The sequence below is a fragment of the Paraburkholderia sp. J7 genome, from assembly GCF_905220155.1.
Taxonomy (GTDB): Bacteria; Pseudomonadota; Gammaproteobacteria; order Burkholderiales; family Burkholderiaceae; genus Paraburkholderia.
On the sequence record NZ_CAJMYZ010000001.1, the window covers coordinates 486,236 to 501,751 of the forward strand.

13 protein-coding genes are annotated in these 15,516 nt (G+C 64.2%); 11 read left to right on the forward strand and 2 right to left on the reverse strand.

All coding sequences use genetic code 11. The features are described from left to right. Nucleotides 1-26 precede the first annotated feature (26 nt). Nucleotides 27-518 (forward strand): Lrp/AsnC family transcriptional regulator, encoded by a 492-nt coding sequence (locus U5A58_RS02200; RefSeq protein WP_028203286.1) that lies wholly within the window; start codon nucleotides 27-29, stop codon nucleotides 516-518. 58 nt (nucleotides 519-576) lie between these two features. Here the strand turns inward: U5A58_RS02200 and U5A58_RS02205 are convergent, their stop codons facing one another. Beyond that, nucleotides 577-1,101 carry a class IV adenylate cyclase gene (locus U5A58_RS02205; protein ID WP_321960119.1) on the reverse strand — a complete coding sequence of 175 codons (525 nt, stop codon included), beginning with the start codon at nucleotides 1,099-1,101 and terminating at the stop codon, nucleotides 577-579. Nucleotides 1,102-1,315: 214 nt separating this feature from the next. Beyond that, nucleotides 1,316-2,203 (reverse strand): LysR family transcriptional regulator, encoded by an 888-nt coding sequence (locus U5A58_RS02210; RefSeq protein ID WP_321960120.1) that lies wholly within the window; start codon nucleotides 2,201-2,203, stop codon nucleotides 1,316-1,318. 112 nt (nucleotides 2,204-2,315) lie between these two features. On the opposite strand from U5A58_RS02210, the gene U5A58_RS02215 reads away from it, so the two are divergent. The 10 genes from U5A58_RS02215 to U5A58_RS02260 all read left to right on the forward strand — a co-directional run bounded on the left by U5A58_RS02215 (nucleotide 2,316) and on the right by U5A58_RS02260 (nucleotide 15,516). Continuing rightward, the gene (locus tag U5A58_RS02215; protein WP_321960121.1) at nucleotides 2,316-3,839 is read left to right on the forward strand and encodes a CoA-acylating methylmalonate-semialdehyde dehydrogenase; all 1,524 of its coding nucleotides are present in this window, start codon (nucleotides 2,316-2,318) and stop codon (nucleotides 3,837-3,839) included. A 115-nt stretch (nucleotides 3,840-3,954) separates the two neighbouring features. Then, nucleotides 3,955-5,673, forward strand: coding sequence for a GMC family oxidoreductase (locus U5A58_RS02220; protein ID WP_321960122.1), 1,719 nt, complete (start codon nucleotides 3,955-3,957; stop codon nucleotides 5,671-5,673). A 370-nt stretch (nucleotides 5,674-6,043) separates the two neighbouring features. Beyond that, nucleotides 6,044-6,823, forward strand: coding sequence for an ABC transporter ATP-binding protein (locus U5A58_RS02225; protein WP_028203291.1), 780 nt, complete (start codon nucleotides 6,044-6,046; stop codon nucleotides 6,821-6,823). Beyond that, the gene (locus U5A58_RS02230) at nucleotides 6,820-7,590 is read left to right on the forward strand and encodes an ABC transporter ATP-binding protein (RefSeq protein WP_321960123.1); all 771 of its coding nucleotides are present in this window, start codon (nucleotides 6,820-6,822) and stop codon (nucleotides 7,588-7,590) included. Before U5A58_RS02225 ends, U5A58_RS02230 begins: the two co-directional genes overlap by 4 nt. A 109-nt stretch (nucleotides 7,591-7,699) precedes the next feature. Then, nucleotides 7,700-8,917 (forward strand): ABC transporter substrate-binding protein, encoded by a 1,218-nt coding sequence (locus tag U5A58_RS02235; protein WP_233883473.1) that lies wholly within the window; start codon nucleotides 7,700-7,702, stop codon nucleotides 8,915-8,917. A gap of 117 nt (nucleotides 8,918-9,034) precedes the next feature. Next, nucleotides 9,035-9,919: a branched-chain amino acid ABC transporter permease gene (locus U5A58_RS02240; protein WP_321907196.1), complete on the forward strand. Its 885-nt coding sequence runs from the start codon at nucleotides 9,035-9,037 to the stop codon at nucleotides 9,917-9,919. Beyond that, nucleotides 9,919-10,890, forward strand: coding sequence for a branched-chain amino acid ABC transporter permease (locus tag U5A58_RS02245; protein WP_321907787.1), 972 nt, complete (start codon nucleotides 9,919-9,921; stop codon nucleotides 10,888-10,890). Before U5A58_RS02240 ends, U5A58_RS02245 begins: the two co-directional genes overlap by 1 nt. Before the next feature lie 693 nt (nucleotides 10,891-11,583). Continuing rightward, nucleotides 11,584-12,750: an ABC transporter substrate-binding protein gene (locus U5A58_RS02250; protein WP_321960124.1), complete on the forward strand. Its 1,167-nt coding sequence runs from the start codon at nucleotides 11,584-11,586 to the stop codon at nucleotides 12,748-12,750. A 304-nt stretch (nucleotides 12,751-13,054) separates the two neighbouring features. Next, nucleotides 13,055-14,224 carry an ABC transporter substrate-binding protein gene (locus tag U5A58_RS02255; RefSeq protein ID WP_321960125.1) on the forward strand — a complete coding sequence of 390 codons (1,170 nt, stop codon included), beginning with the start codon at nucleotides 13,055-13,057 and terminating at the stop codon, nucleotides 14,222-14,224. 236 nt (nucleotides 14,225-14,460) lie between these two features. Further along, nucleotides 14,461-15,516 carry a branched-chain amino acid ABC transporter permease gene (locus U5A58_RS02260; RefSeq protein WP_321960126.1) on the forward strand — a complete coding sequence of 352 codons (1,056 nt, stop codon included), beginning with the start codon at nucleotides 14,461-14,463 and terminating at the stop codon, nucleotides 15,514-15,516.

Genomic DNA, 15,516 nt, shown 5'->3' on the forward strand with positions numbered 1-15,516 from the left:
CTAGTCAATTAATGCGAATTTCATTCATGCTCGAACTCGATCATTTCGATCTGGCGCTCCTCGACGTGCTGCAGCGCTTTGGCCGCGCCACGCATCAACAGCTTGGCGAGCAGGTGCCGCTCTCGCCCTCGCAGATCGGCAGGCGGCTGCAGCGCCTCGAGGCCTCGGGGGTGATCGACGGCTATCGCGTGGTGCTGCGGCCCGAAAAGCTCGGGCTGGGCGTGACCGCGTTCACGAGCCTGAAGCTCAAGCATCACGGGGATTCGATCATCGAGCAGTTCCAGCAGCAGATCGACGTGCTGCCCGAAGTGCTCGAGTGCCATGCCGTGGTGGGTGACGCCGATTATTTGCTGCGCATCGTCGCGCCCGATCTGAACGCGCTTTCGACCTTCGTCATGAAGAAGCTCATGCGCGTGCCCGGCGTGGACAGCGTGCGCTCGAACATCGTGCTGACCACGTTCAAGCGCAACGGGCCGCTGCCGCTCGGGCATCTTGAGCCGGGCGCGCCGGCTGCGTGAGCGTAGGGCCGCAAAGCGTGGATAAGGGCCGCAAGGGCCCGCTTGCTGAATAGAGCGATCAGGCCGCGCTGGCCGTATTGAGCAGATCCACGTAAGCCACCGCGACGAGATCGCTTTCGTCCACGCCGAGCTTCGCGAACACCGCGTGCGCTTCGGCTTCGCCGCCTTGCTCGTCGTCTTCGGGGCCGAGCACCACTTCCAGCTCGACGAAGTCGCCCAGGCCGTCCACGCGGTCCAGATGGATGCGCGTGCGGCCCGCCAGGTACACGTGGCGCTCCTTCGAAACAATGCCGCGCGTGGTGAGCGCCGTGGCAAGCAGCGAGTGCATGGCCTCGGCATTGGTCACAGGGCTGCGCGTGTAGTACGAGGCCTTCGGGCCGTCGCGATCGTCGCGCTGATAGAAGATCAGCTCGGGCGGCGTGCCGTCGTCGAACTGGCGCAGCTTCAGGCGGCCGCGCGGTACGTCGTAGAAGAAGTCCTGCTGGCGAAAGATCAGGGGCGCATCGGATGCGAGCTGGGAAGCGCGCTCGCGCAGGGCGTCGAATTCACGGGCGCGGGCTTTGATTTCGATGTTGCGGGCCATGCAAGGCTCCTGTCGAACGAAGGGAACAAGGGGAACAAGCGGAACGATCGGAGAGGCTGGAAACGCGCCGCGCAGGGTGAGCACGCCGGCAGGCGTGCCGAAAACGCGGAGCGAATTCCCAATCTATCAAAACTTGTGTGACAGCGCTGTTACGCGGCTCGTGCGGCGCTCGCGTCGGACATGACCGGCGCACGCGCATCTTCATGAGCGCGGCTCATATCGCCCATTGCGTTTCGATCGACTTGAGCGCCGCCGCAATGGTCGGCTCGTCACGCCGCGCGGCGAGCGTGATGAAGGTGAGTTCCGTGGGCACCGTCACGCCTTCGACGATGGTGAGCCCGTGCGCGTGCGCTTCGGCGAGAGCCGTTGAATCGCGCGCGAGCGTGAGCCCCACGCCCGACTTCACGAGATCGAGCATCGACGGCTCCTGGTCCACCTCGGCCACCTTCACGGGTTTCGCATTCGCGGCCTCGAACAACGTGGTGAGCAGGCGATTGTGCGCGGAGGCGGGCGGCGTCCAGATCCACGGCAGCGCGGCGAGCGCGCGCCAGTCCCGCGCGTCCTTCACGCGGTCCTTCCAGCCCGCGGGTGCGAGCACGCGGTACTGAAAGCGTGTGAGCGTGATGACATGGAATGTGTCGGGGTCGGGCGCGGGCTGGCCGATGTAGTAGCCGACGTCGAGTTCGCGCGAGCGCACCTGGTCGAGCACCCAGCCAGACATGCCGTGGCGCAGCGCCGTTTCGATCTGCGGCCAGGTTTCGACGAGTTGACGCAGAAAGCCGCCCAGACGCAGGAACGCCGGATCGAGAATGGTACCGATGCGCAAGCGCCCGCGCACTTCGTGCCGCAGCGCAGCAGCGGCACGCTGCACGTCGCCGGCGGCGGCGAGCGCACGTTCGGCATGCGGCAGCAGCGCCTGGCCGTCACGCGTGAGCGCGAGGCCGTGCGAGGTGCGCGTGAAGAGCGCGACGCCAAGGGCCTCCTGCAAATGCTTGATCTGCAGGCTTACGGCTGGCTGCGTGAGATGCAGGTGGGTGGCCGCGCGCGTGAGGTTGCCCTCGCGCGCGACCGTGACGAACGCTCGGAGCAAGGTCAGGTCCATATCCTGATATTAAACCGCCTTATATCGCTGTTGAGCATTAATCATTGGATCGCGCCCCGGCCTGCCGATTACGCTAGCTGGATCGAGGCTTCACGACAGAAGAGGCACAGACATGGGCGAGACACATCAGAGCGATGCAGGCGTGCGTACGCTCACGCACTTCGTCAACGGCAAGCCGCTGGACGGCACGAGCGAGCGTTACGGCAACGTATTCAATCCGGCGTTTGGCAAGGTGAGCGCGCGCGTGCCGCTTGCCACGGTGGCCGAAGTGGACGCGGCCGTCGCTGCCGCGGCCGCGGCGTTTCCCGAGTGGGCGGAGATGGCGCCCATCAAGCGCGCACGCATTCTCTTCAAGTTCAAGGATCTGCTCGACCAGCATCACGACGAACTCGCCGAACTGATCACGCGCGAACACGGCAAGGTGTTCTCCGATGCGAAGGGCGAGGTGATGCGCGGCATCGAGGTGGTCGAATTCGCGTGCGGCATTCCCAACCTGCTGAAGACGGACTTTACCGACCAGATCGGCGGCGGCATCGACAACTGGAATCTGCGCCAGCCGCTTGGCGTCGTGGCGGGCATCACGCCGTTCAATTTCCCGATGATGGTGCCGTGCTGGATGTTCCCCATCGCGCTCGCGTGCGGCAACACGTTCGTGCTCAAGCCTTCGGAGCGCGATCCCTCGGCTTCCGTGCGCCTTGCCGAACTGCTCAAGGAAGCGGGTTTGCCCGACGGCGTGTTCAACGTCGTGCACGGCGACAAGGTGGCCGTGGACGCGCTGCTCGCGCATCCCGAGGTCACGGCGCTGTCGTTCGTCGGCTCGACGCCGATCGCCGAGTACATCTACACGGAAGGCACGAAGCACGGCAAGCGCGTGCAGGCGCTGGGCGGCGCGAAGAATCACCTCGTCGTGATGCCGGACGCCGATCTCGACCAGGCCGTCGACGCCCTGATCGGCGCGGCATACGGGTCGGCCGGCGAGCGCTGCATGGCGATTTCGGTGGCGGTGGCCGTGGGCCATATCGCGGACGAACTCGTCGAGCGCCTCACGCCGCGCGTGAAGGCGCTGCAGATCGGCAGCGGCATGGACGGCGCCTCGGAAATGGGCCCACTTGTCACGGGCGTGCATCGCGCGAAGGTGCAGGGCTATATCGAGGCGGGCGTGGCGGCGGGCGCGAGGCTCGTGGTGGACGGGCGCGGCCACAAGGTGGACGGTCATGAGGACGGCTTCTTCCTCGGCGGCACGCTGTTCGACGACGTGAAGACCGACATGACGATCTACAGGGAAGAGATCTTCGGGCCGGTGCTTTCGGTCGTGCGGGTGCCCGATTTCGCGAGCGCCGTCGAGTTGATCAATGCGCACGAGTTCGCCAACGGCGTGTCGTGCTACACCTCGGACGGCGGCGTCGCGCGCGCGTTCTCGCGCCAGATCAAGGTGGGCATGGTGGGCATCAATGTGCCGATTCCGGTGCCGATGGCGTGGCACTCGTTCGGCGGCTGGAAGCGTTCGCTGTTCGGCGATCACCATGCTTATGGCGAGGAGGGCGTGCGCTTTTACACGCGCTACAAGAGCATCATGCAGCGCTGGCCCGACAGCATCGCCAAGGGCGCGGAGTTCACGATGCCGGTGGCGAAATAGGTGGGCAGGAGCCGGGTCGTTTATCAAGCATGACGAAGTATTCTGTGCCGCCCGGCGCCGCAATCGCAGTTCGAAAATCACAACACCAAGAAAACGTAGTGGCTGGAGACACAACATGCCTGCACCGAGTGAAGGTCAAGGAGCACGCGGCGCGCCCGCGCGCCGCCTCGAAGGCGAATTCGACTATGTGATCGTTGGAGCGGGCACCGCGGGCTGCGTGCTCGCCAACCGCCTGACCGAAGACGCGGACGTTTCCGTGCTGCTCATCGAAGCGGGCGGCACGGACGACTATCACTGGATCCACATTCCCGTCGGCTACCTGTATTGCATCGGCAATCCGCGCACGGACTGGCTCTACAAGACCGCCGCCGAAAAAGGCCTCAACGGGCGCGCGCTTTCGTATCCGCGCGGGCGTGTGCTGGGCGGCTCGTCGTCGATCAACGGCATGATCTACATGCGCGGCCAGCGCGAAGACTACGACAACTGGGCGCGCGAGACGGGCGACTCCGCCTGGTCATGGGAGAGCGTGCTGCCCGTGTTCCGACGCAGCGAAGACCATCACGGCGGCGCGAGCGAGTTTCACGGCGCGGGCGGTCAATGGCGTGTGGAGAAGCAGCGCCTGAAGTGGGAGATTCTCGAATCGTTCGCGCACGCGGCGCAGGAGCAGGGCATTGCCGCCACCGACGACTTCAATCGCGGCGACAACAGCGGCGTGGGCTATTTCGAGGTGAACCAGAAGCGCGGCGTGCGCTGGAACGCGTCGAAGGCGTTCCTGCGCGCGGCGATGAAGCGACCCAACCTGACGGTCGTGACCGGCGCGCTCACCCAGCGCGTGATTTTCGAAGGCAAGCGCTGCGTGGGCGTGGAGTATCGCGGCGATGTGGATTACGTGGCGCGCGCGCGTTGCGAAGTCATCCTGAGCGCCGGCGCCGTGAATTCGCCGCAACTGCTCGAGCTTTCCGGCATCGGCGACGCACAGCGGCTCGCGCAGCTCGGCATTGGCGTGGTGCAGGATCTGCGCGGCGTGGGCGAGAACCTGCAGGACCATCTCCAATTGCGCATGGCGTTTCGCGTGAACGGCGTGCGTACGCTCAACACGATTGCCGCGCACTGGTGGGGCAAGCTGATGATCGGCATGGAGTACGCGTTCTTCCAGAGCGGGCCTATGTCGATGGCCCCCTCGCAGCTCGGAGCATTCGCGAAGTCGGACCCAAACGATCCCGCGCTCACGCGGCCCGACCTCCAGTATCACGTGCAGCCGCTCTCGCTCGATCGCTTTGGCGAGCCGCTGCATCGCTTCAATGCGTTCACGGCGTCGGTGTGCAATTTGCGGCCCACGTCGCGCGGCAGTATCCACGCGGTTTCGGCGGACCCGTCGCAGGCGCCCGCCATCGCGCCCAACTATCTTTCGACCGATCACGACCTGCGCGTGGCGGCAAACTCGATACGGCTGACGCGGCGCATCGCGGCCAGCGCAGCGCTTGCGCGTTACGAGCCACAAGAGATCCTGCCCGGACTCGCATTTCAGAGCGAGGAGCAACTGCGCGAGGCAGCGGGCAACGTCGGCACGACGATCTTTCACCCGGTCGGCACGTGCCGCATGGGCCGCGCCGACGATCCAGACGCCGTGGTCGACGCGCGCCTGCGCGTACGCGGCGTGGAGGGCCTGCGTGTGGTGGACGCTTCGGTTATGCCGACCATTACTTCGGGCAACACGAATTCGCCGACGCTGATGATCGCGGAGCGCGCCGCCGAGATGCTGCGCGCCGATCGTCGCGAAGGTGCACGTGCGCAAACGGAGGCCGCCGCCGGTGCGACGTTGACGACCGCCTGAGGGCATGGAGCGGCGCGCAAGATAGCGTCGTTCTGACAAAGATAGTAGACGCGCGCGGAAGCGCTTCCGCGCGCGTGTTTCTGTACGTCTGTCAGAGGCGGGTTTGCGGTGATTGTGCGGCTAACGTGCGGCTAATTTTCATCGAACTGTCGTCAATTGTCGATTTAAGCGTTCACTGTCCTTGTGACGCTCCCTTAAGTGCAAATCCCAATGATTGCGCTGCATCATTGGCGAGACAATGACGCGAAAGTCGGCAGGCGCGCGTTGCGCGCATCGGGAGGCGCGCCGCACCGTCCGCGCCGGACCTGACCGTGCACCACAAGTCACGGATGGTCTGCAGTGTTACGCCTTACCACGCTCGGAAGGGGACATGATTCTCGGCGACACGATTCTGGAGACGCGCGACCTCACGAAACAGTTCAAGGGCTTCACGGCCGTGAACGGCGTGAACCTGCGCGTATGCCGCGGCTCGATCCATGCGCTGATCGGACCGAACGGCGCAGGCAAGACCACCTGCTTCAATCTGCTCACCAAATTCCTCGTGCCCAGCGCGGGGCGCATCGTCTTCAACGGCATCGACATCACGCATGAGCGGCCCGCGCAGATCGCGCGGCGCGGCATTATCCGCTCGTTCCAGATCTCCGCCGTGTTTCCTCACCTCACGGCGCTCCAGAACGTGCGCGTGGGCCTGCAGCGCTCGCTCGGCACCGCCTACCACTTCTGGAAAAGCGAACGCACGCTCGCGGAGCTCAACGACCGCGCCATGGATCTGCTCACGCAAGTGGGCCTCACCGATTTCGCCGATGTGCCGACCGTCGAACTGGCCTACGGCCGCAAGCGCGCGCTGGAAATCGCCACGACGCTCGCCATGGAGCCCGAGCTGATGCTGCTCGACGAACCGACCCAGGGCATGGGCCACGAAGATGTGGATCGCGTGACGGCGCTGATCAAGAAAGTCTCGAGTGGCCGCACGATCCTCATGGTCGAGCACAACATGAACGTGATTGCGGGCATCTCCGACACCATCACGGTGCTCCAGCGCGGCGAGGTGCTCGCCGAAGGCAGCTACGCCGAAGTCTCGAAGAATCCGCTCGTCGCCGAAGCCTATATGGGCAGCGCGGACGCGGCGCTCACGGGGGCGCACGCATGAACACGGTCACCGAACGCGAGGCGGCCGCCACTGCAGGCGCGGCCGATAGCGCGAAGGCGCTGGAGATTGCGGGGCTGCAGGCGTGGTACGGCGAGTCGCACATTCTGCACGGCGTGGATCTGTCCGTTGGGCGCGGCGAGGTCGTGACGCTGCTCGGGCGCAACGGCGCGGGCCGCACCACGACACTGCGCGCCATCATGGGGCTCACCGGGCGGCGTACGGGGTCGATCCGCATTGGCGGACAAGAGACGATCCAGATGCCGACGTATCGCATCGCACACTGCGGCGTGGGCTATTGCCCCGAGGAGCGCGGCATTTTCTCGAGCCTCTCGTGCGAAGAAAATCTGCTTCTGCCGCCGCATATCGGCGCCAAAGGTGCGAAGTTGGCCGAGGGCATGTCGCTCGACGAGATCTACGCGATGTTCCCCAATCTCGCCGAACGTCGCCACAGCCAGGGCACGCGGCTTTCCGGCGGCGAGCAGCAGATGCTGGCCGTGGCGCGCATTCTGCGCACGGGCGCGAATCTGCTGTTGCTCGACGAGATATCCGAAGGTCTCGCGCCGGTGATCGTGCAAACGCTCGCGCGCATGATCCTCACCCTGAAGGCGCGCGGCTACACGATCGTGATGGTCGAGCAGAACTTCCGCTTTGCGGCGCCGCTCGCGGACCGCTTTTACGTGATGGAGCACGGGCGCATCGTCGAGCACTTCGGCACTGCCGAGCTCGAGGGGAAGATGCCGGTGCTGCACGACCTGCTGGGCGTTTAATTTTCGGTCTGATTTTGCGCGGCGTTGCACGGGCGCGGCGCGAATCGCTTTGCCTCCAGTGTTCATGGAGTGTTCCTGAATAACTACGCAACCAAGGAAGGAGACTGCAATGAAGAAAACCACGTTCGCGCGGCTCGCGGGCCTATTTGCCGCCTCGGCAGCTGCGATGGCGTTCAGCGCGGGGAGCGCGCAGGCCGCCGACGACGCGGTAAAGATCGGCTTCATCACCGACATGTCCGGCCTCTATGCCGACGACGACGGCCAGGGCGGCCTCACGGCGATCAAGATGGCGGTCGCGGACTTCGGCGGCAAGGTGCTCGGCAAGCCGATCCAGATCGAGTACGCCGACCACCAGAACAAGGCTGACATCGCCGCATCGAAGGCGCGCGAATGGTTCGACCGTGACGGGCTCACCATGCTGCTCGGCGGCACGAACTCGGCAACGGCGCTGGCGATGAACCAGGTCGCGCAAGAGAAGAAGAAGGTGTACTTCAACACGGGCGCGGGCACGGACGCGCTGACGAACGAGCAGTGCACGCCGTACACGGTTCACTACGGCTATGACACGGTCGCGCTCGCGAAGGGCACGGGCCTCGCGGTGCTCAAGCAAGGCGGCAAGACCTGGTTCTTCCTGACCGCCGACTACGCGTTCGGCAAGTCGCTCGAGAAGAACACCGCGGACGTCGTGAAGGCGAACGGCGGCCAGGTGCTCGGCGAAGTGCGCCATCCGCTCTCGGCGTCGGACTTCTCGTCGTTCCTGCTGCAGGCGCAGTCGTCGAAGGCGCAGATTCTCGGTCTCGCGAACGCGGGCGGCGACACGGTCAACGCGATCAAGGCGGCGAAGGAATTCGGCATCAACAAGTCGATGAAGACCGCGGCGCTGCTGATGTTCCTGCCCGACGTGCACAGCCTCGGGCTCGACACCACGCAGGGCCTCGTGCTGACGACCGGGTGGTACTGGGACCAGAACGACGACACGCGCAAGTGGGCGCAGCGCTACTTTGACCAGACGAAGAAGATGCCGTCGGAACTGCAGGCGGCTGACTACTCGGCGGTGACCACGTATCTGAAGGCGGTGCAGGCGGCCGGCACGACGGATTCCGACAAGGTCATGGAGCAACTGAAGAAGACGAAGGTCAACGACTTCTATACCAAGGGCGGCTATATCCGCCAGGACGGCGTGCTGATTCACGACATGTATCTGGTCGAGGTGAAGAAGCCGTCCGAGTCGAAGAAGCCGTGGGACTACTACAAGGTGCTGCAGACGATTCCGGGCGAGCAGGCCTATACGACGAAGCAGGAGAGCAAGTGCGCGCTGTGGAAGTAAGCGCGAGCGCGTAAATGCTGCAGTCTTATGCCGCGCCCGGCGCCCCGAGTTGGGTGTGCCGGGCGCGGCGCGATTGCGTAATCCGTTAATGCGTCATTGCCTCGATGGGCGGCTTTCATGATGATTTTTGGCATTCCGCTTCCGGCAATGCTGAGCCAGTTGCTCCTTGGGCTCGTGAACGGCTCGTTCTACGCGATCCTGAGCCTTGGCCTCGCGGTGATCTTCGGCATGCTCAACGTGATCAACTTCGCCCACGGCGCGTTGTTCATGCTGGGCGCGATGCTCACGTGGATGGGGCTCGCGTACTTCGATCTGCCGTACTGGGCGATGCTCGTCGTCGCGCCGCTCGTGGTCGGGGCGTTCGGCATCGTGATCGAGCGCACGATGCTGCGCTGGCTGTATCGGCTCGATCATCTGTACGGACTCCTGCTGACTTTCGGGCTCACGCTCGTGGTGGAAGGCGTGTTCCGCTCGATCTACGGTTCGTCCGGGCAACCCTATAACGTCCCCGATCTGCTCGCGGGCGCGACCAATCTCGGCTTCATGTATCTGCCGAACTATCGTGCGTGGGTCGTGGTCGCTTCGCTTGCCGTGTGCTTCGCCACCTGGTTCGTGATTGAAAAAACACGCCTGGGTGCGTATCTGCGCGCGGGCACGGAGAACCCCAAGCTCGTCGAGGCGTTCGGCATCAACGTGCCGCTCATGATCACGCTTACCTACGGCTTTGGTGTGGCGCTCGCGGCGTTCGCGGGCGTGCTGGCCGCGCCGGTGATCCAGGTGTCGCCGCTCATGGGGCAGTCGATGATCATCACCGTGTTCGCCGTGGTCGTGATCGGCGGCATGGGCTCGATCATGGGCTCGATCCTCACGGGCCTCATGCTCGGCGTGATCGAAGGCTTCACGCGGGTGTTCTGGCCCGAAGCCTCCGCGACCGTGGTGTTCGTAATCATGGCGATCGTGCTGCTGATTCGCCCCGCTGGCCTCTTCGGCAAGGAACGATGATGCAAAGAAAAGCGCTCTATGGGTTGTTGCTGATCGGGCTGATCGTCGCGCCGTTTGCCGGCGCCTATCCGCTCTTCGTCATGAAGGTGCTGTGCTTCGCGCTGTTTGCTGCGGCCTTCAACCTGCTGATCGGCTATACGGGCCTGCTTTCGTTTGGCCACGCGATGTTTCTCGCGAGTGCGGGCTACACGGCCGGCTACGCGATCCAGTCGCTCAATTTCACGCCCGAACTGGGCGTGCTCGCGGGCACGGCGGTGGCCACGCTGATCGGGCTGGTGGTGGGTATCTTCGCGATTCGCCGGCAGGGCATCTACTTTTCGATGGTCACGCTCGCGCTCGCGCAGATGGTCTACTTCGTGTTCCTGCAGGCGCCGTTCACGCATGGCGAGGACGGTCTGCAAGGCGTGCCGCGCGGCAAGCTGTTCGGCGTGGTTTCGCTCGATTCCGATCTCACGCTTTATTACGTCGTCCTCGTCGTGATGGTGCTGGCGTTTGGTCTGATCGTGCGCATTGTGCATTCGCCGTTCGGGCAGGTGCTCGTCGCGATCAAGGAGAACGAGCCGCGCGCGGTTTCGCTCGGCTACGACACCGACCGTTTCAAGCTGCTCGCGTTTGTGTTGTCGGCGGGGCTCGCAGGGTTGGCCGGTGCGCTCAAGGTGCTCGTGCTCGGCTTCGAAACGCTCGGCGACGCATACTGGACCATGTCCGGCCTCGTGATCCTCATGACGCTCGTGGGCGGCATGGGCACGCTGTTCGGGCCGCTGCTTGGCGCAACGCTGATCGTCGCGCTGGAAGACCGGCTGGGTGATATCGGCACGGCGCTCGCAAGAGGGACGGGCGTGGAGTGGTTCCGCTCACTCGGTGAGTCCACAACGATCGTCACGGGCATCATCTTCATTGCCTGCGTGCTGGCGTTCCGGCGCGGTATTGTCGGCGAGATCGTGGCGCGCGTGCGGCCCTTGCGCGCGTGACGAACTGGCGTGCCATGACTGCTCGGGACTGCGATAGAATGAGCGGCCCTTGCGCGGAACGGGCAAAGGCAGGCATACATGTCGCGTTGCGGCATGCCGGAGCGCCCCGCCGTGCGACAAATCGGTGGCACCGCGCCCCATTTCGGTGCCGCACTGCACCACTAGGGTAAATGCTAGTTGCTGCTAAGGGGGCTGAAGTTTAAAGTTTCACCTAGTTCTGATGCACCGAATTTGCAGGTGGAGAACGAGGAGACAACTGAGGCACCAAGTGCCCGGACAAGGAAGCGCTGTTGGATGAGAGTCCAACAGCGCTTTTTATATTTCTACGCACCTTCTTTCAACGGCACGGCGATTATCTTTTCCCCGCTGCCGTGGCGTGCGATTTACGTCGCTTCGCACGCACAGATTATCCCTTCCCAAATTACGCAAATCGGACCGTGCGGCCGGCTTCCCGCGCTGCATAAGCGTTTGCGCATTACGCAAAGAACGCGCTTAATCCCCTGCGTTGTAAGCTGATGGAAAGCACTTGCCATCTGAATACGCAGACCGCTACACTCGCCAATCACCGACCATGCGGTCAGCATTTTTGCGTTGATTTCCCGCAGCGGATTATCGATTCGCGCATGAGGTAATCGGCCGCGGTGCGCCACAAAATCCGTAGCAATAAAGAAAACGAATATCGAAGGAGTGGAGATGCAGTTGGTTTTGCGTTGGGTGTGGGCGGCTTGCGTCGCGACCGGGGTGCTCGCGGCGACGGCCGGTGGGGCGTATGCAGACGTGAAGATCGGTGTGACGCTGTCGGCCACGGGGCCGGCTGCCTCGCTCGGCATTCCGGAAAAGAACACGGTTGCGCTGCTGCCGAAGGAAATCGCGGGCCAGAAAGTCGACTACATCGTGCTCGACGACGCCACGGACTCCACGCAGGCGGTGAAGAACGCCCGCAAGCTCACGAGCGAAGATCACGTCGACGCCTTGATCGGCTCGACCGTCGTGCCCAACTCGCTCGCCATGATCGACGTGGCCGCGGAAACGTCCACGCCGATGATCTCCATGGCCGCCGCGGCCTCCATTGTCGAACCGATGGACGCGAAGCGCGCGTGGGTCTTCAAGACGCCTCAGAACGACGCGCTGATGGCCGGCGCCATCGCACAGCACATGGCCGCGCACGGCGTGAAGACGGTGGCCTTCATTGGCTTCTCGGACGCCTATGGCGAGAGCTGGTACAAGGAATTCAGCGCAGCCGCCGCGAAGCAGAACATCAAGGTGGTCGCCAACGAGCGCTTCGCGCGCAACGACGCCTCTGTCACGGGCCAGGCGCTCAAGATGATCTCGCAGCACCCCGACGCGGTGCTCATCGCGGGGGCGGGCACGCCGGCCGCGCTGCCGCAGAAAACGCTCAAGGAGCGCGGCTACACGGGCAAGTACTATCAGACGCACGGCGTGGCCAACAACGACTTCCTGCGCGTGTGCGGCAAGGACTGCGACGGCACGTATCTGCCCGCCGGGCCGCTGCTTGTCGCCGATCAATTGCCTGACTCGAATCCCGTCAAGCAATCGGCGCTTGCGTACAAGGCTGCGTATGAAAAGGCCTATGGCGCGGGTTCGATCTCGACTTTCGGCGGTCACGCGTGGGACGCGGGCCTCCTGCTTCAGCATGCGATTCCGGTTGCGCTGAAGGCCGGCCAGCCGGGCACGAAGGCATTTCGCGAAGCGCTGCGCGCGGCGCTCGAGGGCTCGCACGATGTGGCCGGTGCGCACGGCATCTTCAATATGAGCGCGACCGACCACGCGGGCCTCGATCAACGTGCCCGCGTGATGGTGGAGATCGTCGGCGGAAAGTGGAAACTCGCCGGCGATTGAGCGCCGGCTGACTGACATACGGAACATGAAAAAGGCACGCTCATTCGAGGTGCCTTTTTTGTTGCCGTGACAACGGCTTCGCAGCAGCAGGGGAAGAGGGCAGTACAGCAGTTCAGCAGTCGAAAAAAACGGAGAGCGCACCCAGACATGCGGCGGCTTGTGCAGCGCCGCAGGCAGGGAAAACCATGCATTACACGCGCGAAACCGATTACTACACTCAAAGGCCAGCGCCGATTTACGAACATCCTAGTAATCGGCGCAGGATCAATCGACAACACGCAGACCAAGCGTTTGGAGACGCGCAATGAAAACGAAGAAGTGGGTTTTGAGCTCGATTAGCGCTGCACTCGCAGCGGCGCTGATGGGCACGGCGGGCGTAGCCGCCGCGCAGGTGAAGATCGGCGTGACGCTTTCGGCAACGGGACCGGCGGCGTCGCTCGGCATTCCGGAGAAGAACACCATCGCGCTGCTGCCCAAGGAGATCGCAGGCAAGAGCGTGCAGTACATCGTGCTCGACGACGCCTCGGACACGAGCAAGGCCGTGCAGAACACGCACAAGCTGATCGACGAAGACCATGTGGACGCCATCATCGGCTCGTCGGTAACGCCGAACTCGCTCGCGATGCTCGACGTCGTCGCGCAGGGCAAAACGCCGATGATCTCGCTCGCCGCGTCCGCCGCGATCGTCGAGCCGATCGACGCGAAGCGTCAATGGGCCTTCAAGACGCCGCAGAACGACAGCCTGATGGCCGACGCGCTTGCGAGCTACATGGAGAAGCAAGGCGTGAAGACGGTGGGCTTCGTCGGCTTCACCGACGCCTATGGCGACAGCTGGCTCAAGGAGTTCACGAGCGCGGCCGCGAAGCATAACCTCAAGATCGTGGCGACCGAGCGCTATAACCGCACGGACTCGTCGGTCACGGGCCAGGCGCTCAAGCTGATGTCGGCGAACCCCGATGCGATCTTGATCGCAGGTTCCGGCACGCCGGCGGCGCTGCCTGCGACCACGCTCAAGGATCGCGGCTACAAGGGCAAGATCTACCAGACGCACGGCGTGGCGAACAACGACTTCCTGCGCGTTTGCGGCAAGGACTGCGAAGGCGAGTTGCTGCCCGCAGGCCCGATTCTGGTGGCCGACCAGCTGCCCGATTCGAACCCTGTGAAGAAGTCGGCGCTGGCCTACAAGGCGGCCTATGAGAAGGCCTATGGCGTGGGCACGGTGGCGACCTTCGGCGGCCATGCGTGGGACGCAGGGCAGTTGCTCCAGCGCGCAATTCCGATCGCACTGAAGGCGGGCCTGCCTGGCACCGAGGCGTTCCGCGTGGCGCTGCGCGCCGCGCTCGAAAGCTCGCAGGACGTGGCGGGCGCGCATGGCATCTTCAACATGAGCGCAACGGATCATGCGGGCCTCGACCAGCGCGCGCGCGTGATCGTCGAGATCGTCAACAACAAGTGGAAGCTGCAGAGCGAATGACGTGCGGCGCACGGGAAAGCGCTGCGCGTTTTCCCGTGAAACACACGCGCTTGTCACGGCGTCATTCTGGCCACTGAGAATGACGCACAAGCATGACCGGTGCATGGCTTGATCGCCGTGCACCGGCTTTTCACACATGAAGTTCGAACCGTGCATCTGACGGTTCGCGCGAGCCATTCCGTTTTTTCGACGTCGCTGTTTTTCCAGGTTCCAGAAGGTTTCAGGAAGAGGGGAGTATGGATTTATCGATCGCCGCGATCCTCGCGCAGGACGGCATCACCACCGGTGCGATTTACGCGCTGCTAGCGCTCGCTCTGGTGCTGGTGTTCTCCGTCACGCGGGTGATCTTCATTCCGCAGGGCGAGTTCGTTTCGTATGGCGCGCTCACGCTCGCCGCGCTGCAGTCCCAGAAGTTTCCGGCCACGTGCTGGCTGCTCGTCGCGCTCGGCGCGGCGTGCTTCATCGTCGAGACCGCCGGGCTCGCGCGGCACGCCGAACGGCGGCGCCACGCGGCGCGCACGCTTGTGACGCTCGCGGGCAAGTACCTGCTCTTTCCCATCGCGCTCTATGCGGTGACGCGCGGAGTCGCGAGCCAGCCACTGCCCATGCTCGTGCAGATCGCGCTCACGCTCGCGATCGTGGTGCCGATGGGGCCGTTCATCTATCGCCTCGCGTATGAGCCCATCGCCGAGGCGACCACGCTGCTGCTGCTGATCGTCGCGGTGGCCGTGCACTTCGCGATGGTGGGTCTTGGGCTCGTGATGTTCGGCGCGGAAGGCTCGCGCACGAACGCGTTCTCCGACGCCACGTTCAACATCGGCAGCCTGTCGATCTCGGGGCAAAGCCTCTGGGTGATCGGCACGGCCGCCGTGCTGATCGTCGCGCTGTATCTGTATTTCGACCGCACGATTTCGGGCAAGGCGCTGCGCGCGACGTCGGTGAACCGGCTCGGCGCGCGGCTCGTCGGCATCGGCACCACGCAGGCCGGGCGGCTCGCGTTCACGCTCGCTGCGGGCCTTGGCGCGCTGTGCGGCATCCTCGTCTCGCCGCTCACCACCATCTACTACGACTCGGGCTTCCTGATCGGCCTCAAGGGGTTCGTCGGGGCCATTATTGGCGGCCTGGTGAGCTATCCGCTGGCTGCGGCAGGTTCCGTGCTCGTGGGGCTGCTGGAGTCGTACTCGTCGTTCTGGGCGAGCTCTTATAAGGAAGTGATCGTGTTCACGCTGATCATCCCCGTGCTGCTGTGGCGCTCGCTCTCGACGCCGCACGCCGAAGAGGAAGAGGAGTGA

Bases quoted from the DNA above. Each gene is read 5' to 3' on its own strand.
- U5A58_RS02220 (WP_321960122.1), top strand. From the start codon at position 3,955: ATGCCTGCACCGAGTGAAGGTCAAGGAGCACGCGGCGCGCCCGCGCGC.
- U5A58_RS02245 (WP_321907787.1), top strand. From the start codon at position 9,919: ATGCAAAGAAAAGCGCTCTATGGGTTGTTGCTGATCGGGCTGATCGTC.
- U5A58_RS02250 (WP_321960124.1), top strand. From the start codon at position 11,584: ATGCAGTTGGTTTTGCGTTGGGTGTGGGCGGCTTGCGTCGCGACCGGG.
- U5A58_RS02200 (WP_028203286.1), top strand. From the start codon at position 27: ATGCTCGAACTCGATCATTTCGATCTGGCGCTCCTCGACGTGCTGCAG.
- U5A58_RS02260 (WP_321960126.1), top strand. From the start codon at position 14,461: ATGGATTTATCGATCGCCGCGATCCTCGCGCAGGACGGCATCACCACC.
- U5A58_RS02240 (WP_321907196.1), top strand. From the start codon at position 9,035: ATGATGATTTTTGGCATTCCGCTTCCGGCAATGCTGAGCCAGTTGCTC.
- U5A58_RS02235 (WP_233883473.1), top strand. From the start codon at position 7,700: ATGAAGAAAACCACGTTCGCGCGGCTCGCGGGCCTATTTGCCGCCTCG.
- U5A58_RS02225 (WP_028203291.1), top strand. From the start codon at position 6,044: ATGATTCTCGGCGACACGATTCTGGAGACGCGCGACCTCACGAAACAG.
- U5A58_RS02230 (WP_321960123.1), top strand. From the start codon at position 6,820: ATGAACACGGTCACCGAACGCGAGGCGGCCGCCACTGCAGGCGCGGCC.
- U5A58_RS02215 (WP_321960121.1), top strand. From the start codon at position 2,316: ATGGGCGAGACACATCAGAGCGATGCAGGCGTGCGTACGCTCACGCAC.
- U5A58_RS02255 (WP_321960125.1), top strand. From the start codon at position 13,055: ATGAAAACGAAGAAGTGGGTTTTGAGCTCGATTAGCGCTGCACTCGCA.
- U5A58_RS02205 (WP_321960119.1), bottom strand. From the start codon at position 1,101: ATGGCCCGCAACATCGAAATCAAAGCCCGCGCCCGTGAATTCGACGCC.
- U5A58_RS02210 (WP_321960120.1), bottom strand. From the start codon at position 2,203: ATGGACCTGACCTTGCTCCGAGCGTTCGTCACGGTCGCGCGCGAGGGC.